The organism is Roseinatronobacter monicus, from assembly GCF_006716865.1.
Taxonomy (GTDB): domain Bacteria; phylum Pseudomonadota; class Alphaproteobacteria; order Rhodobacterales; family Rhodobacteraceae; genus Roseinatronobacter; species Roseinatronobacter monicus.
Window position 1 is genome coordinate 2859115 of record NZ_VFPT01000001.1, and the last position, 23360, is coordinate 2882474.

Sequence of the window (23360 nt, forward strand, 5' to 3'; positions counted from 1 at the left end):
CTATTGGCTGGGCGCATCATGACCGAAAGAAAGGCCATGGCAAAGGCTACAATATGATTTTTCCCATTCAAGCACTTCAGGGCATGTGTCATGTCGTACAGCACAGTTTGCACCCTTTCAGAGCAAGGGTCAGTTGCTTTCCCGAACCGGCAGCGACAGGGCCAAGGCGACAAGTTCTGCCTGCCGATGGGTGCCGGTCTTGGCAAACGCATTGCGCAGATGAAAGGCGATGGTTGTTGTCGCAACGCGCATCTTGCGTGCAATATCCTCGGGGCGCGCGCCAAGCGCCAGATGATGCACCACGCGCGCCTCGGTCGGGGTTAGTCCGAACATCGCATCCAGTGCAGCCGCCGACAGGGGCACCCGCGATGCGGGGTCAGTCAGAAATACAATGACCATTGCAGGCGTGCCAGTCTGCGGGCAAGCAGGGCAGGAATGTATCTGGGCAAGACGCTCTGTCGTGTCTTCCAGCAGCAAGGACAGGCTTTCGTCGACCCCCGCGCGCGCCCGTGCGCCCAGCCGTCGGACAGGCTCGACCAGCGTGCGGCACAGGTCTTTGTCGGGATCGGACAACAGTTGATCCGCAGACGGGTTGGCCTTGATCAGCGTTCCATCGGGCTTGAAGGCCACCACACCCACGGACAGTGTATTGAACAGATGCTGGCCAATCCCGGTGACGCACAGCATATTCGCGCGGGCCTGCGTGCTTTGGCGCAAGCGTGCCTCGATTGTGGACAGCAGCAAATCATAATTTATCGGCTTTGTCAGATAGTCGTCTGCGCCAGCGCGCTTGCCGCGAATAACCGCCTCGGTCATTGAGAGCGCCGAGAGAAACACCAGCGGAACATGTGCCAGATGGGGGTGATCACGGCGCAGCCGCGCCAGCACCCCATAGCCATCGATCCCCGGCATCATAATGTCGCACAACAGCAGATCCGGCGTGCAACTTTCCAACTGCTCCAGCAATTCTACGCCATTGGATGCCCCCGCCACCCGGTATCCAGCCGCTTGCAACTCATCTGTAATGTCGCACAGAAGCTGCGGTTCGTCTTCGCAACACAGGATCAGGGGGGCATCCGTCATGATGCGACCTGCTCTGCCTGTCTGGCGACAGGCAGCCAGAGCGTAAAGACCGAGCCCTTGCCCGGCCATGTTTCAAAGCTGATGCGCCCGTCCTGAAACCGTGCCAATTCCTGCGCAAGCGCCAATCCCAACCCCGTGCCATCGCCCGCCTTTTGCGCATGTCCACGGTAATAGCGGTTGAACAGATGCGGCTGATCGCAGGGCGCGACCCCCTGCCCCAGATCGGTGACCGCACATGCCACTTCAAACCCTTGCGCAAAGACATGCAGCTCTACCGGTTTGTCAGCATCGCTGTATCTGATCGCATTCGACACCAGATTGTCGATGATATGCCCCGCAAGATGCAGATCACCCCGCGCCATCAGCGGGCCATCGGTGGAGGACAGGCGCAAAACGCGCTGCGGATGGCGGGCTTGCGCCTCGTCCACGATGCCCTGCGCAACCGCGTTCATCGCTATGGGTGAGAACCGCGCCTCTAGCTGGTCATTGTCCAGTTTGGCCAGCAGCAAGACAGTATCGACCAACCGGGTCAGCCGACCGATGGCATCACCGATGATCACCCGCCGTTCCGTGACATCCTTGGCGGTGACGTCATCCCCCTTGCGGGCCAGCCGGTGCATCGCGCTGTCGATCAGGCTGAGCGGGGTGCGCAACTGATGCGACACAAGGGCCGCAAAATCCCTGTACATCGAGGATATGTCGCGTTCCTGCTCCAGCAAACTGGACGCCCGCAAATGTCGCAGCTCGGTCAGGTGCAACTTGCGTTGGTTGCGCAGCATGATCCAAGAGATGGCCAAGGCCACCAGAAAGGCAAAGGCCACAGCAAGAATGATCAACCGCTGCGTGGCACGATAAGCATCCAGACGCGCCGCCGCCTTGTCCCAATCGGTTGTCATGACGTCATTGGCGATACGGTTCACTTCCGGATGCAAGCTTTCACTCAGGCTAAACAAATCAGCGTAAAGTTCGGGCCGGTTGCCATTTTCCTGCGGGTCCAGCGCCAGCAGCGCGGCGGTCATGCCCTGCACCGTTTCCAGATGGCCCAAATCTTCCAGATAGCGCGCTTGCGGTCCTTGTTGCAGCAGATTCAGGCGCGACAAGGTCAGATCAAAGCGCTGCGCGATCCTGCCCGCGTCACGGTCTGAGGGGGATGTGGCAAGGGTCAGGGCCATCAGTTCCATCTGGGTCTGGCTGACGACCCAAAGCATGTTTTGTGTCACCGCAATCCGCATATCCCGTTCAAGCGCAGAGGATTTTGCCAAAGCGAAAACCAGCGACCCCAGAAACACCAGCAGCACAGGAACAAAGGGCGCATACAGCGCCCATGTGCTTTGTTGGGAGGGTGCGCTGTGCTGTGTCATTGCACATGCAGCGACACAAGTTGCCAGACCCACCGTGTATCATACCGGATATCTTGCAACTCGCGGTGATCGTCGCGCGGGTAGACGATCCAGATCGGCCCCTTGTCGCGCGGGCTGAGGGGTGCGCCATCCATCGACAAGGCACCGATAACGTCAAATTCCTCGAAATCGGACAGCGGAATTTCCATCTGGTAGTCATTCAGCGCGCGCGCAACCACAACCTCTCCCTCGGCCTGATGGGCGGCCAGCAGGTCACGGATCAAAAACCCCTCGAAATGCGGTGTCCCGTCGGTAACCGTGGTCGAGGTCACAAGGTCATGCTGCGGCAATTCCAGCAGATCATCGCGTGACAGGGTCAGTGGTGCATCTTGTACCGCCCCTGTCAGGGTCAGGATCGGCTGGTCGGCGGCAATGGCTATCGGGGCGGACAAGAGCGCCAGACAGAAAACACCTGATCGTAGCGTGGGCATGCGCGGTCTCCAACTTTCAAGATTTTGGGTTGTCGCAGTTCGCCAAGGAAATCAGATTCGCGCCCAAAAGTATAGTTTGCTTGCCCCTTCAGACAGAAAGGGCAAGCTGGGGCCAGCCACCTGACCGTATATCAGTCGATCACTTCCACCAGTTCGACACGCCGGTTCTCGGCACGTCCTGCCTCTGTGCGGTTGGTTGTGACGGGGGACATTGGGCCAGCGCCAGCCGCGCGCAGGCGGCTTCCCTCGATGCTGTGGCGGTCCCGCAACCATGCGACGACAGCTTGGGCACGGTCGACCGACAGCCGCAGGTTATAATCGAAACTGCCCACCCCATCGGTATGACCGACGACCAACAGCTTGAGATCCGCGCGGCCGCGCAGCAATTCGGCCACAGTGGCCAACGCTTCGGCAGATTCGGGCAGGATATCGGCGCGGTCAAATTCAAACAGGATCGCTTTGACGATCACACGCCCATCCGCAACCAGCCCCGAGGCCAACTCTTCGATATCTTGCTGGATCAACGCGACATCAGGCTGTGTCTCGGCTTCGGGTTCCGGCTCTGGTTCTGGCTCTGGCGCAAACAGGTCCAGCGGGGCCATATCCTCTATCTCGATGGCATTTATCAGCATACGGCGTGCATTCTGGCGCGCGTAGAATGACAATGCGAGGACGGTCTGCTCATCCGGGCTGCGTGCCAGAATATAAGCCACGGTGCCAGAGGCCGTGCTGGGCGTGCGCGACAAGAAGCCGCTTTCATAGGTGATGAAACTATATCCATCGCGCCCGCTCAACTCTTCCCCAATGCCGGAGAAAATGACCTCGAACCCGCCGCTTTCAAAATGCTGCAAATACCCCCGGTACAAGCGGATCAGCGACAGCTCCAGCCCCTCGACCGCGTATTCCATTTTGCGATAGGCACCCTCGACTTCCACCGTCTCGTCAAACCCGCTGCGCCTGTCACCGGGGCTGGCCGGAAATTCCATCACTGCAAAATCCGTAAACTCATCCAGCGTGATGTACCCATCAGCGGGCAGCGGCACCATCGGGTGCGGTGTGGCATCCTCGATTGCCGGTTGCGCCGAAGCGGGTTGCGATACCGCCCCGACCGAGAATATCAGCCAAAGGCCCATCATAAAATTGACCAGAGTCCTGGACATACGCACCATCCCTATAAAATTGCGGTGATGCGGAGCTTAGCCATCGCGCGCCTGCACTTCCCCCTCTGAACAGAGGGGGAAAGCCAATCAGCGTGTCATATGTCGCGGCAGTCTGTCAGCGCTTGCTGCGCCGCTTCACACCGCCGCGCTGCCCCGGACGCCCGGCGGTCGAGCGCGGCTTGACGGCGTGGTCGACGGCCTCTTCTACGGCGGATTGCCGCGCCAGCGGGTCATCTGCAATGGCCAGTTCGACCGCTTCAAGGCGCTTCACCTCATCGCGCAAGCGGGCGGCTTCTTCAAATTCAAGGTTCTCGGCAGCTTTGCGCATATCCGTACGCAGCCCTTCCAGATGTGCTTGCAGGTTCGCGCCGGGTTTCACTTTATCAATCTGGGCGGTAACGCGGGCCATGTCTGTATCGCCCTGCCACATGCCAGCCATCACATCTTCAACATTCTTGCGGATGGTCTGGGGTGTGATCCCATGCTCAAGATTATAGGCGACCTGCTTTTCGCGGCGACGGTTTGTCTCGTTCAGCGCGCGCTCCATCGAACCGGTGATGCGGTCGGCATACATGATAACGCGGCCATCGGAGTTGCGCGCGGCACGCCCGATGGTCTGGATCAGCGACGTTTCCGAGCGCAGGAACCCTTCCTTATCGGCGTCCAGAATAGCAACCAACCCGCATTCGGGAATATCCAGCCCCTCGCGCAGCAGGTTGATGCCGATTAGTACATCAAACGCGCCCAGCCGCAGGTCGCGCAGGATTTCGATACGTTCAATCGTGTCGATATCAGAGTGCATATAGCGCACGCGAATGCCCTGTTCATGCAGGTATTCGGTCAGGTCTTCGGCCATGCGTTTGGTCAGGACAGTGCACAGCACACGCAGATCGCGCGCCGCCACCTTGCGAATTTCATCTAACAGATCATCGACCTGCATCTGGACAGGGCGGATTTCCACCTCGGGGTCGATCAGGCCGGTGGGGCGGATGACCTGTTCGGTGAAAACACCCCCCGATTGTTCCAACTCCCATGCCGAAGGGGTGGCCGATACGAACACGGATTGTGGGCGCATCGCGTCCCATTCCTCAAATTTCAGGGGGCGATTGTCCATGCAGCTTGGCAACCGGAAGCCGTGTTCGGCCAGCGTCATCTTGCGCCGAAAGTCGCCCTTATACATGCCGCCAATCTGGGGCACCGACACATGGCTCTCGTCAGCAAAGACAATCGCGTTGTCGGGGATGAATTCGAACAAAGTGGGCGGCGGCTCGCCCGGTGCGCGGCCTGTCAGATAGCGGGAATAATTCTCGATCCCGTTGCACACGCCAGTTGCTTCCAGCATTTCCAGATCAAACTTCGTGCGCTGTTCCAGTCGTTGCGCTTCGAGCAATTTATTCTCGGCGATCAACTGGTCCAGCCGTGTCTGCAATTCCCATTTGATGCCCTTGACCGCCTGCTGCATGGTCGGGCGCGGCGTGACATAGTGGCTGTTGGCATAGAGCCTGATCTGCTCAAAACTGTCAGTTTTCGCACCTGTGAGGGGGTCAAACTCGGTTATCGCCTCCAGTTCCTCGCCGAAAAACGATAATTTCCATGCGCGGTCGTCAAGGTGGGCGGGCCACAGCTCGATCACATCTCCGCGCACGCGGAATGACCCGCGTTGAAAGGCCGCGTCATTTCGGCGATATTGCTGGGCCACCAGCTCCGCCATAACCTGCCGCTGGTTATAGCTTTCGCCCTTCTTGAAATCCTGTGTCATGGCCGAGTAAGTCTCGACCGAGCCGATGCCGTAGATGCACGAGACAGAGGCCACGATGATCACATCGTCGCGCTCCAGAAGTGCGCGCGTGGCCGAGTGACGCATCCGGTCGATCTGTTCGTTGATCTGGGATTCCTTCTCGATGTAGGTATCGGAACGGGCGACATAGGCTTCGGGCTGGTAGTAGTCATAGTAGCTGACGAAATATTCGACCGCATTGTCGGGAAAGAAGCCCTTGAATTCGCCGTAAAGCTGCGCCGCCAGCGTCTTGTTGGGTGCAAGGATGATCGCAGGGCGCTGGGTTTCCTCGATGATCTTGGCCATGGTGTAGGTCTTGCCAGTGCCTGTGGCCCCCAGAAGCACTTGATTCTGCTCGCCCGCGCGCACGCCTTCGACCAGTTCCGCAATGGCGGTGGGCTGGTCGCCTGCGGGCTGGAACGGGCTGGCCATGCGAAATTTCCTGCCGCCTTCCAGCTTGGGGCGGGTCAGAACATCGGGGCGTTGGGCAGGCAGGTTCAGATTGTTGTGGGGCATGGACTCACCAATTCAGGGCACTGCGCATAGTTGGCCTTTCATGCGCGGTGTTCAAGGCTGAATGCGGCAAAGCGTGCTGAGGATTAGCCATGTGAGCCAACGCGGCGCAGGATCAAGGGTCGATCCGGGGCAGATGCGCCGATCTGGCAGGCAGCCTGAAATGCCTGAGCAGCGCGCCGGGCTGCGGCGTCATCTGCGGCATGGACGCGCGCAATTGCGCTGCCCCGTGTGACGCGCGCGCCTTCGGGTGCAATATCCGAGAAGCCCACGCGCGGGTCAATCCTGTCGCTCGGCTGTCGCCTGCCGCCACCCAGCGCGATGACCGCCATCCCGATGGCGCGCGTGTCATGGCCCGCGATCACACCGTCTTGGGGGGCGGTCACCTCAACCGTCACAGGGGCGGACGCAAGATAGCTGGCGGGACGCTCCAGCAGATCGCGCGGCCCGCCAAGCGCTGCCACCATCTGCCCGAAGCACTCCGCCGCACGGCCAGAGTGCAAGGCCCGCTCGACCATAGCGCGCGCGTGCGCGGCATCCGGTGCCAGACCCGCCAGCACCAGCCCTTCCGCGCCCAGCGCACATGTCATCTCCCACAGGCGGGCCGGCACTGCGCTCCCGGTCAGAAAGTCCAGCGCGAGCGCCACTTCCAGCGCGTTGCCCGCCGCAGGTGCCAGCGGGGTGTTCATATCGGTAATCAGCGCGGTTGTGCGGCACCCTGCCCCATTTGAAACCGCGACCAGTGCCTGCGCCAGCGCGTCCGCCTGCGCCAGATCGGCCATAAACGCGCCATTGCCGCATTTGACATCCAAAACCAACGCATCCAGCCCCGCCGCCAGTTTCTTGGACAGGATCGAGGCGGTTATCAGATCGAGTGATTCCACCGTCGCCGTGACATCGCGCACGGCGTAGAACCGCTTGTCTGCGGGCGCAAGCTGGCCTGTTTGGCCGATAATGGCACAACCGACATCGCCCACAACCTTGCGCAGCAGGGCCAAGTCCGGCGCGGTGGTATAGCCCGGTATCGCCTCCAGCTTGTCCAGCGTGCCGCCTGTATGCCCAAGGCCCCGGCCCGAAATCATGGGCACCACGGCCCCGCACGCCGCTAGCACGGGGGCCAGCATCAGCGATACTGTATCGCCGATACCGCCGGTGGAATGCTTGTCCAGAACCGGCCCTTTGTCCCAGTGCAGCACATCGCCGGAATCGCGCATGGCTTCGGTCAGGGCCACGCGTTCGGGCAACGCCATGCCATTCAGCACGACCGCCATTGCAAAAGCGCCCAGTTGCGCATCACTTAAACTGCCATCCGTCATGCCCTGCACCAGCGCGGCGATCTCGTCGCGCCTAAGGGGGGCGCCATCGCGTTTGCGCCGAATGAGTTCCTGATACAGCATCATCTGTGTCACCTGTGGCAGGGGCTGACACTCAGCCTTGCCTTTCGCGCGCGCAAACGCAAGATTGTTTGCCAAAAGGGGGCCCAATGATCGACCCGCGCATCGCCGACAGTTTTGCCCGCCAAAGCATGATGACCAGCCTGCAAGCCCGCCTGATAGAGGTGGGTGCGGGGCGGTGTGTCATTCATGCGCCCTTGTTAGCGGGGTTCCAGCAACAGCATGGTGCGGCCCATGCGGGCGTGGCCTTTACACTAGGGGATTCAGCGGCAGGCTACGCAGCCCTGAGCCTGATGCCCGAAGGACAGGAGGTGATGACCGTTGAAATGAAGATCAACCTGCTCTCCCCTGCGATGGGCGACATGTTGCACGCGGTGGGCGAGGTGGTGCGCGCGGGCCGCCGCCTGACCATCGTGCGTGCCGAAGTGGTGGCGCTGACTGGTGAGACGCGCAAGAACGTCGCCTTGCTGCAAGGCACAATGATTGGCGTGTGACAGCCCCCTCTGGACAAGTCCGACACGGCCAAATAATACACACGTTCAATAAAATTTCCGTCCTGTGCCGACGGTCAAGGGGTGCTGGAATGCCGACAAGCCCGACATTGGGAAACTGGATAGGACTGATTGCGCTCGGGTTGATCTGGGGCGCATCATTTCCCGGCGTTGCGATTGCGCTGGAAGGGGTCTCGCCTATCTGGGTCGCAGCGGGGCGCATTCTGATTGGGGCGGTGACATTATCTGCCATCGCCATTGCAATGGGCGTCCGGCTGCGCATGTCGCCCGCGATTCTGATCTATGCCGCGGGGATGGGCGTGTTTTCCAACGCATTGCCGTTCTTTCTGTTGGGCTGGTCGCAGCAACATGTCACCTCCGGCTTTGCAGGGATCACCATGGCGGCGATTCCGCTGTTCGTTATCGGACTTGCACATTTCCTGATCTCTGGCGAAGGGCTGACACGGCAAAAGGCAATCGGTTTTGTCTTGGGGCTGATCGGTGTCGGGGTTCTGATCGGTCCGGGGGCTTTTGCGGCCTCTGGTTCAGAGTTCGAGGCATTCGCCCGTCTTGGCTGCCTTTCCGCCGCGCTCAGCTATGCGGTCGGCGCGATCCTGACGCGGCGCTGCCCCGATGTGCATCCGGTCGGGTTTGGCGTGCTCGCACTTTGGGTCGCAACCGCGATCATGCTGCCCACAGCGCTGGTCAGCGACGGCGTGCCGCCCCTGCCAGAAATCCGGCCAGCGCTGGCACTTTTGTATCTTGGGCTGTTGCCCACAGGCTTTGCCACGCTTTTGCTGGTGGGAATTATCCGCAGTGCCGGGCCGAGCTTTCTGTCACAGGTCAATTATCATGTGCCGGTCTGGTCAGTGCTGCTGGGGGTTGTGGTGCTGTCTGAGGAATTGCCGGGCCGGTTCATTCTGGCGCTTGCAATCATCATTGCAGGGCTGATGGTGGCACGGCGCAAAGGGGTTCAAGCGCGCGCCGCTGCCTGATATATTCCGCCTATGTGCGGACGCTTTGCCATCACCTTGCCCAATGACGCGATGGCCCGTGCCTTTCACGCGCAGCCCGCGAATGATCTGCCGCCTGTGCCGCGTTTCAATATCTGTCCCACGCAACCAGTGGCAACGGTCATCAGCCGCGAGGGTGCGCGCCATATGGGGCCAATGCGCTGGGGCTTCGTGCCGCACTGGTACAAGGCAGAGAATGATGGCCCCCTGCTGATCAATGCGCGCGCCGAAACGATTGCCAGCAAATCCGCCTTTGCCGATGCCGCGCGCAAGCGGCGCTGCCTGATACCGGCTTCGGGTTTTTATGAGTGGACCAAAGATGCGGAGGGCGCACGCCTGCCTTGGTATATCCGACCGCAACACAGCGACATGCTGGCCTTTGCAGGTGTCTGGCAGGTATGGGAAAAGGACGGCCACCGCCTTGTCACTTGCGCCATTGTGACATGTGCCGCCAATACCGAAATGGCGCAAATCCATCACCGTATGCCTGTGATCGTGCGCCAAGCTGACTGGCCGCTTTGGCTGGGCGAGGCAGGTCATGGCGCGGCACAACTGATGCAAGCCGCGCCCGCAGACGCGCTGGAGTTTTTTCGCGTCCACCCGCGCGTAAATTCCAACCGTGCCGAGGGGCCAGAGCTGATCGAGCCGTTCGATCCGGGCGGATAAGCGGCGGCGCAGGTGAAAAGCAGTAGCATTGCGCCCCTGTCTCACGCTACATCTGGGTTATGGCAGTGCTGCCCGCAAGGCATGCTGGCCGCGCCGGGACACCATAATCCATGACACGCTACGCCGCAAAATTTCAACTGGGCCTGATCCTTGGCATATTGCTGCTGGCATTCTGGTTGAGTGCGGATTTCCAGCAGATCGCAGCCGGGGTCGCGCTGTTCCTCCTTGGCATGATGATGCTGGAAGACGGGTTCAAGGCGCTGGGGGGCAGCGTGCTGGAGCGCCTTTTGGCACGCACCACAGGCACTTTGCCGCGTGCGATGGGCTTTGGCGTGCTGGCAACCTCGCTGACGCAATCCAGCTCGCTCGTGTCGGTCATCTCCATATCGTTTCTCAGCGCGGGGCTGATCACGCTTCAGGCGGGTATGGGCATTATCTTCGGGGCTAATCTGGGCACGACAACGGGCGCATGGCTGATCGCGGGGGTGGGCGTGAAGGTCGATATCGCGCGCTATGCCATGCCCATGCTGGCGCTAGGCGCAGTGCTGATGTTTCAACGCGGCGCAAGCTTGCGCGGGGCGGGACAGGTTATACTGGGCATCGGGCTGATCTTTCTGGGGATCGCGTTTATCAAGGATGGCTTCGACGCGTTCAGCGCCCGCTTCGATCTGGCGCAACTGGCACTGACCGGGTTGGTCGGGCTGGCGGTCTACACCTTGCTGGGGGCGGCGGCGACCGTGGTCATGCAATCCAGCCATGCCACGATGCTGTTGGTCATCACGGCACTGGTGACAGGGCAGATCGGCTATGACAACGCGCTGGCCGTTGCGATTGGCGCCAATATCGGCACGACGGTCACAGCACTGATCGGGGCCGCTTCGGCAAATTATCAGGGCAAGCGGCTGGCGCTGGGACATCTGATCTTCAACTTCGTCACTGCGATCACGGCGCTGGTGCTGATCGTGCCGTTGCGCCAGTCCGTCGATCTGATCAGTGACCTTTTGGGTATACGCGCAGATGATTTCGCGCTGCGGCTGGCAGTGTTCCACACTTTGTTCAACCTGCTGGGCATCGCCATCATGGTGCCGCTGATGGCGCGGCTGCTGCGTTTTCTGGAACGTCGCATTGCGTCGCCTGCACCCAATGTCAGCAAACCCCGCTACATTACAGCCGACCTCGGCACGTTTCCGGCACCGATCCTGACCGCGCTTGGCAATGAATTGCGCCACCTATACGAGAACGCCGCGCATCTGATCTGCGAAGGGCTGAACTTGCGGCTGGAGGATCTGACCCAGTCCAAGGATATCGCCGTGACGGTCACACGCTCCAACGATCCGATCATGCTGGATTTCGAGCGCCGCTATGACGACAAGGTCAAAAGCCTGCACGCGGCGATTGTGGAATTTGCGGCACAAAAGGCGACACTTGCGTTGCCCGAAGCAACAGTGACCCGATTGCAGGAACTGCGCGATGCAGCAGGCGCTGTCGTGCGCGCGGTCAAGGCAATCAAGCATATGCGCGACAATACCCAGCGCTTCACCACCGTCCCACATGGCGAGATCACGCAGCTTTACGACGGCTTGCGTCAGGAGATTGCGCAAATTCTGGTCGAAATCGCGCATATCGCACAGGCCACCCCCGACGCACGACCCGCGCTCTGGATGGAAGAGGAACGCGCAGCACTGGACATTGAGGGGCGCGCAGCGTCGCAGCGGGTCGAGGGCGCTTTGCAGACACGGCGTATTACCGCTGCGGATGCGACCTCGTTTCTCAACGATTCCGGCTATGCGTTCGAGGCCATGCGCGCCCTGCTGGATGCCGCGCAACTGATCTATCTGCCCACGGACGCCCCCAAACCCGAAAGCGTGGGGGTGACTGATGCGCTGGCGCATGACACACAGCCGACATCCCCTGCGACACCCGCTGATTGACGCGGCAACCCTATCCCGATAGCGCTTGAGTGTCAGAAATTACGAGGCTGTGCATGACCAAAACGCTGGATGGTGACAGGCTGAAGCGCTGCAAGGCCCTGCTGGCTGAACTGATTGCTTTCCCCACCATCTCGGCAGATGGCAATCGCGCCATCACCGAGTATTTGGCCGATTGCCTGCATGACAGCGGGGCGCGGTTCTGGACCGAAGCAGACGTGACCGGCGAGAAGCTGAACCTCTTTGCCACCATCGGACCAGAATGTGACGGCGGTGTCATCCTGTCTGGCCACACGGATGTGGTGCCTGTGGCCGACCAACCCTGGAGCACAGACCCCTTCACCATGACCGAATGCGATGGCAAACTGTATGGGCGTGGCACCTGCGACATGAAGGGTTTTGTCGCCGCCTGCGTCACGATGGCGCCCGAATTTGCACGGCGCAAGCTGGCGGTCCCTGTTCATTTCGCCTTTACCTATGACGAGGAAATTGGCTGTTTTGGCGCGCAAGCCCTGACCGCATCGCTGCAAGAACGCGGCATCCGTCCCGCCGCCGCGATTATTGGCGAGCCGTCATTGATGCAGGTGATTGACGGCCATAAAGGGTGCTTTGAATACACCACATGGTTCACGGGCTTGGAAGGGCACGGCTCTGCCCCTGATCTGGGCGTCAATGCCATCGAATATGCTGCGCGTTTCATGATGAAGCTGGTGGAGCTGCGCGCGGAGTTGAAGGCGCGCGCGCCTGCCAATTGCCCCTTTGATCCCCCCCACACAACGATCAACATGGGTTTGCTGACAGGCGGCATGGCCCATAACGTCATTCCGGGCAAGGCGCGGCTGGAGTGGGAAATGCGCCCGGTGCAGCAATCGGACGCGGATTTCGTGAAAGCGGCGTTGGAGCAATTGGTGCGGGACGAATTACTGCCCGCGATGCGCGCCACCCATGCGCAGGCCGATATTCACACCGACGTCGTGGCCGAAGTCGTTGGCCTGTTGCCCGAACACGTCAACCCGTCCCGCGATCTGGTCATGGCGCTGACGGGCGCGAATAGCGCAGGCTTGGTCCCCTTCGGCACCGAGGCGGGGCTGTTCCAGACCATCGGCATTCCTTCGGTGATCTGCGGCCCCGGCGCCATCGCACAGGCGCATAAACCGGATGAATATCTGGAACAGGACCAGCTTGCACTGTGCCTGCAAATGCTGGACCGGCTGGCCCAACGCCTTGAGCGCGGACCTGTCGCCTGAGCATAGTCCAGCCAGTGCAGCAGGTGCTACAGGTCTTCGCCCGTCAGACGCCGCCCCAAGGCCTGCCCGACAGACACCGAAATATCTGTGAACAAGGCGTCAAACGCGCGGAACATCGCACGGTTGAACCCTTGTGCCAGCGGCGAGGATGCGTAGTCGATGTAGATCTGCAATTCATCATCGCTGAGCGGTTGATACGCCATCATGAAGTAGGATTCGATCCAGTCCTCGATATCAAGGCGGATTTCAGGCTCTTGCGCCCAGACCAGATATAGCAGTTGTTCGGAATCCAGTCCGTTCACAGCGCTTTCGGACATCATGCCCTGATAATAGGCATAACTGGTGTTCAGCCCCAACGAGACGTTCAGTTCGGTCAGATCATTCGCATCCACACGCGCGCGAACCATCCCCAGACGTGCCGCTTCCTGCGTATCGTCATCTGCCTCGCGCGCCTCTTGCAGGGCAATCCGCGCGACTTGATCCACTTCGTCCTCCAACATGGCCTCTCGGGCAGAGATTTCCAGCCTCAGAACCCGTTTGCCAAGGTCAGTTTGCGCAAAATCAAGGGCATCTTCAAGGACTTCCGGCACAGGCTCCAACTCTGACAGCAGCGTTGACACGAAAGCATCGTGCATGGTGACGGGGTCGTAAATCCGTGCGACATCGCGTTCAAAATCAGCAAGCGCACGCCCCTGCAAGGGCACTGCCCCCTCTGCCAGAACGGAACTGCGCCCCTCACTGGCCATGATGTCGAACAACTCTGGCAACAGATAGGCGCGCGACACATCCTCCGCGCCCGCAATGCGCAGAGATGACAGAATAACAAAAAAGCTGGTCAAAAAAATGACAGCGGTTCGCAGCAGGACAGGGTGCATGATCAGATCCGGTTCTATTCGATTCAGGCGACCATATTAAACCAGCGATGCGGAAGCCAAACACTTTCGCGCGCGTATCACCGTCATGTAGCGCCTCTGCAAAAAAGCTTGGCGCTGCTACACGACCTGACCATGAAAATGCGATAGGAAGATGCGCAGAACCCATGATGATTTCGCTTGCACCCCCAAACGCAAGATATTATCGACCTGTCCTGAGGAGAGGTGCCGGAGTGGTCGAACGGGGCGGTCTCGAAAACCGTTGAGGGTGAAAGCCTTCCCAGGGTTCGAATCCCTGTCTCTCCGCCACTGGCCATTGATATCGTTAGATAAAATAGGCTATCTTGAAACTTACCCCACATTAAGCCCCACATAGAAAAAACGCTTAAACCGCGTGAAGTCCAATACGCCCCTCTCGTTTCATCCTGTGGCTGGCAGGGCCGCGCGGTCGCGCATTACCTTTGGCACAGACGCGCCAGAAGAACCTATGCGCGTTTCCCCGAAACCATTTTTGTTGCGGTTTATGATTTGGGCTGGCTATCTTGCGCACCATCGCCGCGGCACATGGCGGCACGGCCTACGTCGCGCCAGCAACGAAAGGATGCCCAATCGTCCTGGCCTTGCCGTTTGCCTCGGGCGACCCACAGAAAGCTGATGGGGCGCGTCCTGCCTTGCTGGATCGCCTCGCGCCTATCCCAAGTGTGTATCCGACTGTGACCAACCGTGCGCACGATTGACGCCCGTCGGGCATGCGGATCGCATCTTGCCGCGCGCGCGGGCAACGGCGGCGGCGGTTCCGCGCGCCCTACCCTTATCCGGCGGGTTATTCGCCGCGCGGGAAGCGTTTGCTGTCTTCGAGGATGTTGAGGTCCATGTGATTGCGCATGTAGCGCTCTGACGCTTTTTGCAGCGGTTGGAAGTCCCACGGGTAGTAGCCGCCTTGCCGCAGCGCCTCATAGACGACCCAGCGGCGGGCCTGACTTTCGCGCACTTCGGCATCGAAGCGGGCCAGATCCCAGCGTGCCTCGGACTTGGCACGCAGGCTGGCCAAGGCGGCTTGATGCACCGGGTCATCGGCAAGGTTGCGCTGCTCTTGCGGATCTGCCTGCAAATCGAACAGCAATTCCGGATCGAGCATGCAGCGGGTGTATTTCCAGCGCCCGTCGCGCAGGCAAACCAAAGGTGCCTCTGACCCTTCAGCAGCATATTCCATGGCCACTGGGCTGGTGCGCGCCACGCCTTGCCCCAGCGGCACAAGGCTTTCGCCGGTGGTCCACGGCATGACTTCTGCCATGCTGACACCCGCGAGGGCGCATAATGTCGGGCAGACATCAATCGTGCTGACAGGCGCATCAATCCGGCCTGTCGCCATGTCAGGCGCCGCGATCATCAGGGGCACGCGGGCTGAGCCTTCAAAGAAGCTCATTTTATACCACAAGCCACGCTCCCCCAGCATATCGCCGTGATCGCTGACGAAAACCACCACGGCTTGCTGGCGTGTTGCCTCCAGCGTGCTCAGAACCTCGCCAATCTTGTCATCCAGATAAGAGATATTGGCGAAATAAGCGCGCCGCGCGCGGGCCACCATGTCCGGTGTCAGATCATAGGACCGCCAGTCATTGGCGTCAAAGATCCGCTTTGAATGGGGGTCTTGCTGCGCGTAAGGGATTGGCGCGACCTCAGGCACCAGATGGGCGCAATCGGCGTAGAGATCCCAGTATTTCTTGCGCGCCACATACGGGTCATGCGGATGGGTGAAGCTGACTGTCAGACACCATGGCCGCGCATCGGCCCCGCGTGCCAGATCATAAATCTTCGATACCGCATGATGCGCAACATCGTCATCATATTCCATCTGGTTGCTGATTTCGGCAACGCCTGCGCCCGTAACCGACCCCATATTGTGATACCACCAGTCAATCCGCTCGCCGGGTTTACGGTAATCCGGCGTCCAGCCAAAATCGGCAGGGTAGATATCGGTGGTCAGACGTTCTTCAAACCCGTGCAACTGATCGGGGCCCACGAAATGCATCTTGCCCGACAGGCAGGTATAATAGCCCGCGCGCCGCAAATGGTGGGCATAGGTCGGGATGCTGGAGGCAAATTCTGCCGCATTGTCATAGACCCGCGTGGCACTGGGCAACTGCCCTGACATGAAACTCGCCCGCCCCGGCGCGCAGAGCGGTGAGGCCGTGTAGGCATTGGCAAAGCGCGCAGACCGGGCCGCCAGCGCCTTGAGGTTGGGCGCATGCAGCCATTCGGCGGGTCCGTCAGGAAACAGCGTGCCGTTCAACTGATCCACCATCACGATCAGGATGTTTGGCCTTGCGCGATCATGGGTCATGACAGTTTCCTTCTGAGTTCAATTTTCAGTCTGCCAATCGCCAAGGCACTGAATTTTCCGCCTCGGGCTGCACCAGCGCCGAACATAGCAGGCTTTTACACCGAAGCTGTCGGATTTGCCATGACACTTGCAACATGCGCGCGGTGCTGCAGCACCAGTTGTGCGCGGCATGTGCTTTGGTCTTTACCCTTGTTTCTTTGGGTGTGTGCGCGCGCAGATGATCTGTATCTTTTCCTCGATTTCCTTTGGCCCCACCGGCTTGGTCAGATAGTCATCCATGCCGACGCTCAACGCAGTCTCGCGTTTCTCGATCATGGCATCGGCAGACAGGGCGATAATCGGGGTGTAGCGGCGTACGGCGGCGTTCTCCCGACGTCTGAGTTCGCGCGTCGCTTCCAGCCCATCCAGCACGGGCATTTCGATATCCATGACAACCACATCGTATTCTTGCGCTTCCCATGCGGCCAGCGCTTGCTGCCCATCTGCGGCAACGTCAAAGCTGTGACCAAGACGGCGCAGGTAATGCGACAGGATCATTCTGTTGGTTGAATTGTCATCGACAATCAACACATGACGCGGACCAGAGGCTTTCTCTTCCGGGTGGGCAACTGCCTTTTGCTGGGGTTTCGCATCGGGCTGGGCCAACGCTATGGGTATGCGGGTGGTAAAGGTTGAACCACGGCCAAGACGACTTTCAACTGTGATTTCACCGCCCATCTGTTCGCTCAGAAGTTTGGAAATCGACAATCCAAGCCCTGTGCCCCCGTAGCGTCGGGTGGTCGAGCTGTCAGCTTGTGAGAAGACATTGAACAGCCGCGAGATGGCTTCGGCAGAAATCCCGATCCCCGTATCGTGCACCGACATCTCCAACAGTCGGATATCCCCTTCGGTCCGGTCCCCGACATTTACCGTGATTTGCCCCGCCTCGGTGAATTTTGTCGCGTTACCCAAGAGGTTTGAAAGTATCTGACGAATACGCACGGGGTCGCCAATATAGAATGTCCCCTCCAGATTGATCGCCAATTCGGTCGTGACACCTTTGGCCGCGGCGGTCGGCGCATAGAGCGCTTGCACCGACTTGACCAATGCGCGCAGATCAAACTCTTCCGGGTTAATCTCCATCGAGCCGGACTCGATTTTTGACAGATCAAGAATGTTGTTCAACAGCTCCATCAACGAGCGCCCTGAATCCATCATGACATCCAGCCATTCCCGTTGTTCTGGCGTGATGTCAGTATCGGCAAGGATACCCGCAACGCCCAGCACAGCATTCATGGGCGTCCTGATTTCGTGACTCATTGTGGTCAGGAATGCACTTTTTGCACGGTTGGCTGCGTCTGCCTGTTTGCGCTGTTCATCCAGCGCGGCGGCAAGCGCGCGCGTTTCGGCAAGCAAACCAGAGCGCATTTCGGCCGCGAGCATCATATCCAGCGTTCCGTCAGTCGGCGAGAAATCTGCGATACGCAACTGCTGCGTGCTCTCGCGCTCTCCAAGGTCGGGGATATGGCCAAGCAACAGCCAGATATGTTCCCCACGATCAAGCACCAGACCACGCAATCGCAGGGCCGCGCGCCCCCTCAGTCGCAAGATGACGGCGCGGCGGTGCTGGCGCAATTGCGTTATGCAACGGACAGTGGATGGCAGCTCGATTGTCACGCAGTCAAAAAAGTCGCGCTCCAGAAGCTCTGTTCCGATGTGGCGCAGCAGGGAAGGGCCAGCCTCGGCTATGCGGCCTTGGGCGTCGAGCTTGAGATAGGCAGGGAAAAGCCTTGCCATATCTTCATCCGACAGCGACAGGCCAACGGGCATCAGTCCCTGTTGCTGGGGCATGTTCTCATTCATGGTGCAGTGTTCGCTTGATGATGAAAAGCGCGCCCCCGTCTTCCAGATGAAATGAAATTATGACGTTTTCCTTAAATCGGATTGCGACGGCTTGCAAAATGCCCTGCACGAAGGGGGCAAGCCCGTTTCGGGTTGACCGGTAGCGTAGCTGCATCTGCTCGGTATCGACCGAGATCAACTCAAACGATGGCATTTCGGCCTTTGGCATATTGGATCGGATACTGGCATGCATCCTATCAAGGCTTTCCAGAAATGTAACGAAATCATCCCCCGCCATCTGCAAAATACGGCCATATTCAGACGCCCCGGCAAAATCGATCCAGACCCCGCCGAATTCATGCAATGCAGCGTCAAGCGGCATATTCAAACGCTCTGCAATCAGGCAGATCAGCGTCATGGTCGTTTCATCGGAATAATAGTCCATGCCGATAAACAGCGGTTGCTTCAGGCCCGCATCTTGCAGCAGTGCAGCCCAGCCAGCATCTCCCATATGCTGAATTGCCATATCCCGCAGTGCTTGATGAATCATCCCGTACATGTCAGCCTTCCCGCATTTGCACTCTGCGCAGTGAAATCTGCAAAGTGACGCTTGCAATGACGCCCAAGCACGCGGGCACACACCTAGACATATGTAACGCGCTTGGCGCGCTGCAAGTGGGCCGCATCACCCGAAGGTATTACAGCACGGGCACACCACATACCAATTTGGCGCACCGCTTTTGGCGTGACGGTCAAGCCACAGGGGAAAAGGAGTACCACTGGCATCCGCTCAATTCCATCTGTCCGAGTTTTTCGACTCAGCTACCACATCTCCCATTAGATATGGCAGATTCCGGTTAATTACACGTTATCATCTCGATTTGTGTTGTACCTTTCTCGGTACATTATTCGATGAACACAGAATGACCTAAAAATTTCACGTGACACACGCAAGAGTAATTTCTAAAAGAAATCACTCAACGTCAGTATGTTCTAGGGCCAGTGAAGAAAAATGCGTTTCACCAATATCGTGAAGGGGTGTCTGACGCGGTGGATTGGATAAGCCGCGCGCTCGGTCAAGGCCGAAAGACACACAGGAGGATAAGAATTGAACAAAGTTTCCTTGTCGGAATCGTCCGCGCGCGGCGCGCGTGCGGTAGAGCCGCGGGCGGCCAATAACACAGCGCTTTCTTCCGTTGAAAAGGTACTGATCCGCGACTGTTGGAACAAATTTATTGCGCAAGATGCAGTGCTTATCGGCCTTTTTTTCGAGCGCCTTGTGTCTCATGTTCCGGCATTGGAAGACGCCCTCGGGCTGACTGCGGTGCAAGCCCCGACAGAATTCCTCATGCTGTTTGATCTTGCTATACGCGACCTCGACCCCGCCCATGAGGACGCGTTGCGAGAGGCGTTTCATATCGCGCCCGGCGCACGCGAAGCGCGGTCGCGCACGATCCCCGAATGCGGAACATTCTTTGCAACCTATGGCATGACGCAAGAGACATGGGAAATCGCGCGCGACGCTTTCCTTTGGGCCTTTTCCAAGGCCGCCTATCTGGAAGACTATGAACGCACCGACCTTGAACGCGGCGACGACTCGGCGCTTGGGCGGTTTTTCATGCTGCATATCGAAGCGCCCATGAATACGCTGCGCGAAACGCAGGACAGCGCACTTGCCCCAGAAGCCGTTGCCAAGATGCGCGCGGGCGCCGAAGCGATGCTCGCGCATCCCCAAGAGGCAGGTGTCTTTTTCTACAAGACACTTTTCGACGCACGTCCTGATCTGGTCAGCTTGTTTCGGACAGCGAATATGGACGCGCTTTCGCGCCACCTGATCGACACCGTGGTGTTCCTGAGCCGGGCCGCTGACGACCTCACTGGGTTGCGCGACGATCTGCGCAATCTGGCGCGGGTGCATCAGGTCAACCAGATTCCGCCCTCCGAATATGCGCACCTCGCCGCCCCTCTGCTCGAAACCTTGTCGCGCTTTGGTCACCCATTGGATGCCCAAATGATCCGCGGTTGGGAAGTGCTGTTTGACCGCGTGTCACGGATCATTGCCGAGCCGATGATCCAGCAAGAGCATATTCTTGCAGAAGCGCAGAAATTCATTGACCAAGTGTCAATCGAGTTGGATTGGTCCGGGTCGAAAACCCAAAAGCGCCTGAATGCAATTGCGCGCGAAATTCGCGCGACCGGAACCTATACACATACCAACGAAGAACTTGACTACGGCGCCAAGCTGGCGTGGCGCAATGCGCCCAAATGTATTGGCCGGATTTCGTGGAAGAACCTGATCGTGCGGGACTTTCGCCATGTCACGGATGCCAATTCAATATATGATGAATGCATCCAGCACCTGCGGACCGCGACCAATGGCGGCAACATCGAAATCGTGCTGACCGTATTCCGGGCGCTCGCACCCGGCGAACGCTGGGGACCGCGCCTGTGGAACAGTCAGTTGGTGCGTTACGCGGGCTATGAAATGCCTGACGGCACGAAACGCGGGGATCGCGCCAATATCGAAGCGACGCGCGCCATAACCAACCTTGGTTGGACCCCGCCAGAGCCGCGCGGCGACTATGACATTCTGCCACTTGTCATCGAATTGCCGGGCGACACGCCAAAAATCTACCCGATTGACCCCAAAGAAGTTTTGGAGGTCCAGATATCCCACCCGACAGAGCCGAAGATCGCAGAGCTTGGCATGAAATGGTGCGCGGTTCCGGCCATCTCGAACTTTCAGTTAGAGATCGGGGGCGTTGTCTATGGGTGTGCGCCCTTCAACGGGTGGTTCATGGGCACGGAGATCGCGCGCGACCTGTGGGAAGAAGGGCGCTATGACCGCGCAGCAGAGATTGCCGATGCGCTTGGCCTTGATACATCAAGCGAGCGGACACTCTGGCGCGACCGCGCCTTTCTCGAACTGAACATCGCAATCCTGCATTCTTTTCAGGAAGCGCGCGTGACACTGGTCGATCATCAGACCGCATCGCGGCAATTCATGATCCATGATCTGCGCGAGAAGCGCTCTGGCCGTGAATGTCCGGCGCAGGGCTCTTGGGTTGTGCCTGCGGCAGGCGGCTCGACCACCCCCGTCTGGCACCACGAGATGCGGGATTTCCACCTCAAGCCGTCGTATAAATACGCCCCGGACCGGTGGCTTGCACATGCCGATGACGCACCATCAGGCGATGCGACGGCAGAGCAGCCTGAACGCACCCGGACTGCGCGCCCCTTGATTGTGTATGCGTCGGAGACGGGCACAGCAGAAAGCTATGCGCATCAGGCCGCGCGCCGCCTTGCGGGACTTGCGCCAAGCGTGAAAGCGATTGAGGATATCAGCCTGAGCGATCTTGCAAATGCGTCGCGGGTGCTGGCAATCGTGGCCACGTGCCGCGACGGCGATGTCCCCGAAAGTGGCGAGGCTTTATTGGCGCAGCTTAATGACGCTACAGCCAACGCGCTTGCAGGGACATCCTTTGCCGTTTTGGGCATCGGCAATCGCATCTATCCGCATTTTTGCCGCGCGGCGGTTACCGTAGATGCCGCGCTGGTCAAAGCCGGTGCAAACCGCATGGCGAGCCTGGAGACAGCAGACGAGATTGCCGGTCAGGCCGACACGGTAAAACGCTGGATCGAGATGTTCCAGAAACGCTGGGGCACGGACCAACCGGTTCAGGTCACGCGCCGCCCGCTTATCGAATTGATCCCGCCACAGCGCACCCCAGAGATTGAACCGCTCGAGACTGGCGTCATCAATTTCAACACCGAGATGCTGAACAGCGACCAAGCGATAAATGGCGTGCGCGACAGATCGACCCGCTATATCGGCATCGATTTGCCAAAGGCGCTGATCGCAAAATCCGCGCCCGGAAAGGGGTGTTATGATGTCGGCGACCATGTGGCGATCTATCCGCATAACCCCGCCGATCTGGTCGCGCGCCTTTGCGCGCACCACGGCTTGCAACAAGATGCATGGTTTCGCGCACAAGGCGCATCAAACGAAGCGCTGGACCGGTTCCGCGACGGGTACTCGGTTCATAAACTGTTGACAGAAGAACTGGACCTTGCGCTGCCACAAGCGCCGGATGAACTGCTGTCAGCAATGGTGCAGGTTGGCGGTGATGGAAGTGACCGCCTTGCCAATTGGCTGCGCATCCTGAATGGCGAGGATGACGGCGCCGAGCGACAGGGCTTGCTTGGCCGTATGCGGCAAGATTATCCAACGGTGGTTGATCTGCTGGATTCCTTTCCAGACAGTGTTCCCGCTTTCGAGCTTTTGATACAATTGCTGCCCAGACTGAAGCCGCGGCTGTACTCGATCGCGTCCAGCCCGCACGCGCATCCCGAACAGATACGGATCATGGTCAGTGTGCTGAGCATCGCGCAACCGGGCGGGCGTTTGGCGCAAGGGGTTTCATCGCACTATCTGGCGCAGCAAGCACCGGGCGCAAAGGTGCGCATCGCCTTGAAGAGCGCGCCACGGCGGCTGCCCGATGCGCCGGATGGTCCCACTGTCATGATCGCGGCAGGCACCGGCATCGCGCCCCTTTATGCAGCATTGGAAGACCGTGTTGCACAAGGCGCGCGCCCACATGCAGACAAGACTGTCGCGCTGTATTTTGGCTGCCGCAATGCAGACGAATTTTTGCAGCGCGAACGCATCAGAAGTTGGCGCAAAGACGGGTTTCTAAGCCGTGTGAATGTTGCCTTCTCGCGCGCGGGTCCGGCGAAAGCATATGTTCAGGATGCGCTTGATGCAGATGGCATATCCGTTGCCAAAGACCTGCTGCATCCTGCGGGTCATGTGATAATCTGTGGCGACGCCAAGATGGCGCATGATGTCGAAAATCGCCTTGTCGTCATCTTGCAGCGTGATGGTGGGCTAAGCTATTCCGGGGCGCATGAATTGCTCGACCGTATGCGCGAAGAAGGGCGCTATATCGGCGACATTTGGGGCATTCAGATGAATTTCGATGTTGCGGTGCCCGCGATGATACATGCCCAGTATAATCGGGGTGCGAGCTGGCTGGCGCGGTTGCGGCACTCTTTGAAAGGACGCCCTGCGCAGATCGACAGCATTCAGAAATTCTGATCGGGGCTGCACGTTATATCCCGACGGACGGGCACAGCCAGTCGCACGGGACCGTTGCGTCATCCGATATGGAGCATTATTGGCGGATACAGCAGCCCCCTGAACAGGGCGCAGGGGCCTGC

General features: G+C 59.3%; 16 protein-coding genes and 1 tRNA gene. 7 read left to right on the forward strand and 10 right to left on the reverse strand.

The annotated features are described in order from the left end of the window. Positions 1 to 129: 129 nt before the first annotated feature. The 6 genes from BD293_RS13625 to deoA form a co-directional block, all read right to left on the reverse strand. A complete protein-coding gene (locus tag BD293_RS13625) occupies positions 130 to 1083 on the reverse strand; it encodes a response regulator (RefSeq protein WP_211841030.1) in 954 nt (317 codons plus the stop codon). Further along, positions 1080 to 2444 (reverse strand): sensor histidine kinase, encoded by a 1365-nt coding sequence (locus tag BD293_RS13630; protein WP_142082568.1) that lies wholly within the window; start codon positions 2442 to 2444, stop codon positions 1080 to 1082. The genes BD293_RS13625 and BD293_RS13630 overlap by 4 nt, the downstream gene beginning before the upstream one ends. Then, positions 2441 to 2914 carry a putative pterin-binding protein gene (locus BD293_RS13635; RefSeq protein WP_142082570.1) on the reverse strand — a complete coding sequence of 158 codons (474 nt, stop codon included), beginning with the start codon at positions 2912 to 2914 and terminating at the stop codon, positions 2441 to 2443. Before BD293_RS13635 ends, BD293_RS13630 begins: the two co-directional genes overlap by 4 nt. A 131-nt stretch (positions 2915 to 3045) precedes the next feature. Beyond that, entirely contained in the window at positions 3046 to 4074 is a 1029-nt protein-coding gene (locus BD293_RS13640; protein ID WP_170207143.1) for an OmpA family protein, read from the reverse strand. Positions 4075 to 4189: 115 nt separating this feature from the next. Further along, positions 4190 to 6367: an excinuclease ABC subunit UvrB gene (gene uvrB / locus BD293_RS13645; protein WP_142082574.1), complete on the reverse strand. Its 2178-nt coding sequence runs from the start codon at positions 6365 to 6367 to the stop codon at positions 4190 to 4192. Between the two features lie 83 nt (positions 6368 to 6450). Continuing rightward, positions 6451 to 7761: a thymidine phosphorylase gene (gene deoA / locus BD293_RS13650; RefSeq protein ID WP_142084601.1), complete on the reverse strand. Its 1311-nt coding sequence runs from the start codon at positions 7759 to 7761 to the stop codon at positions 6451 to 6453. Between the two features lie 86 nt (positions 7762 to 7847). Between deoA and BD293_RS13655 the strand changes: the two genes are divergently transcribed. The 5 genes from BD293_RS13655 (at position 7848) to argE (ending at position 13103) form a co-directional block, all read left to right on the forward strand. Continuing rightward, positions 7848 to 8252 carry a PaaI family thioesterase gene (locus BD293_RS13655; RefSeq protein ID WP_142082576.1) on the forward strand — a complete coding sequence of 135 codons (405 nt, stop codon included), beginning with the start codon at positions 7848 to 7850 and terminating at the stop codon, positions 8250 to 8252. An 89-nt stretch (positions 8253 to 8341) separates the two neighbouring features. Beyond that, positions 8342 to 9244, forward strand: coding sequence for a DMT family transporter (locus BD293_RS13660; protein WP_142082577.1), 903 nt, complete (start codon positions 8342 to 8344; stop codon positions 9242 to 9244). Positions 9245 to 9256: 12 nt separating this feature from the next. Next, positions 9257 to 9928: an SOS response-associated peptidase gene (locus BD293_RS13665; protein ID WP_142082579.1), complete on the forward strand. Its 672-nt coding sequence runs from the start codon at positions 9257 to 9259 to the stop codon at positions 9926 to 9928. A 110-nt stretch (positions 9929 to 10038) separates the two neighbouring features. Further along, the gene (locus tag BD293_RS13670) at positions 10039 to 11859 is read left to right on the forward strand and encodes a Na/Pi cotransporter family protein (RefSeq protein ID WP_142082581.1); all 1821 of its coding nucleotides are present in this window, start codon (positions 10039 to 10041) and stop codon (positions 11857 to 11859) included. A 53-nt stretch (positions 11860 to 11912) separates the two neighbouring features. Continuing rightward, positions 11913 to 13103, forward strand: a complete 1191-nt coding sequence (gene argE, locus BD293_RS13675; RefSeq protein ID WP_142082582.1) for an acetylornithine deacetylase — start codon at positions 11913 to 11915, stop codon at positions 13101 to 13103. Positions 13104 to 13129: 26 nt separating this feature from the next. Here the strand turns inward: argE and BD293_RS13680 are convergent, their stop codons facing one another. Then, positions 13130 to 13978, reverse strand: a complete 849-nt coding sequence (locus BD293_RS13680; protein ID WP_142082584.1) for a DUF2059 domain-containing protein — start codon at positions 13976 to 13978, stop codon at positions 13130 to 13132. 216 nt (positions 13979 to 14194) lie between these two features. Between BD293_RS13680 and BD293_RS13685 the strand changes: the two genes are divergently transcribed. Then, positions 14195 to 14284, forward strand: a tRNA-Ser gene (locus tag BD293_RS13685). A 514-nt stretch (positions 14285 to 14798) separates the two neighbouring features. Here BD293_RS13685 and betC read toward each other — a convergent pair. The 3 genes from betC to BD293_RS13700 all read right to left on the reverse strand — a co-directional run bounded on the left by betC (position 14799) and on the right by BD293_RS13700 (position 18699). After that, positions 14799 to 16319: a choline-sulfatase gene (betC, locus tag BD293_RS13690; protein ID WP_142082587.1), complete on the reverse strand. Its 1521-nt coding sequence runs from the start codon at positions 16317 to 16319 to the stop codon at positions 14799 to 14801. A 183-nt stretch (positions 16320 to 16502) separates the two neighbouring features. Continuing rightward, positions 16503 to 18149 (reverse strand): response regulator, encoded by a 1647-nt coding sequence (locus BD293_RS13695; RefSeq protein WP_170207144.1) that lies wholly within the window; start codon positions 18147 to 18149, stop codon positions 16503 to 16505. 4 nt (positions 18150 to 18153) lie between these two features. After that, positions 18154 to 18699, reverse strand: a complete 546-nt coding sequence (locus tag BD293_RS13700; protein WP_142082591.1) for a heme NO-binding domain-containing protein — start codon at positions 18697 to 18699, stop codon at positions 18154 to 18156. Positions 18700 to 19248: 549 nt separating this feature from the next. Between BD293_RS13700 and BD293_RS13705 the strand changes: the two genes are divergently transcribed. Beyond that, positions 19249 to 23238 carry a nitric oxide synthase oxygenase gene (locus tag BD293_RS13705; RefSeq protein WP_142082592.1) on the forward strand — a complete coding sequence of 1330 codons (3990 nt, stop codon included), beginning with the start codon at positions 19249 to 19251 and terminating at the stop codon, positions 23236 to 23238. Positions 23239 to 23360: the final 122 nt, after the last annotated feature.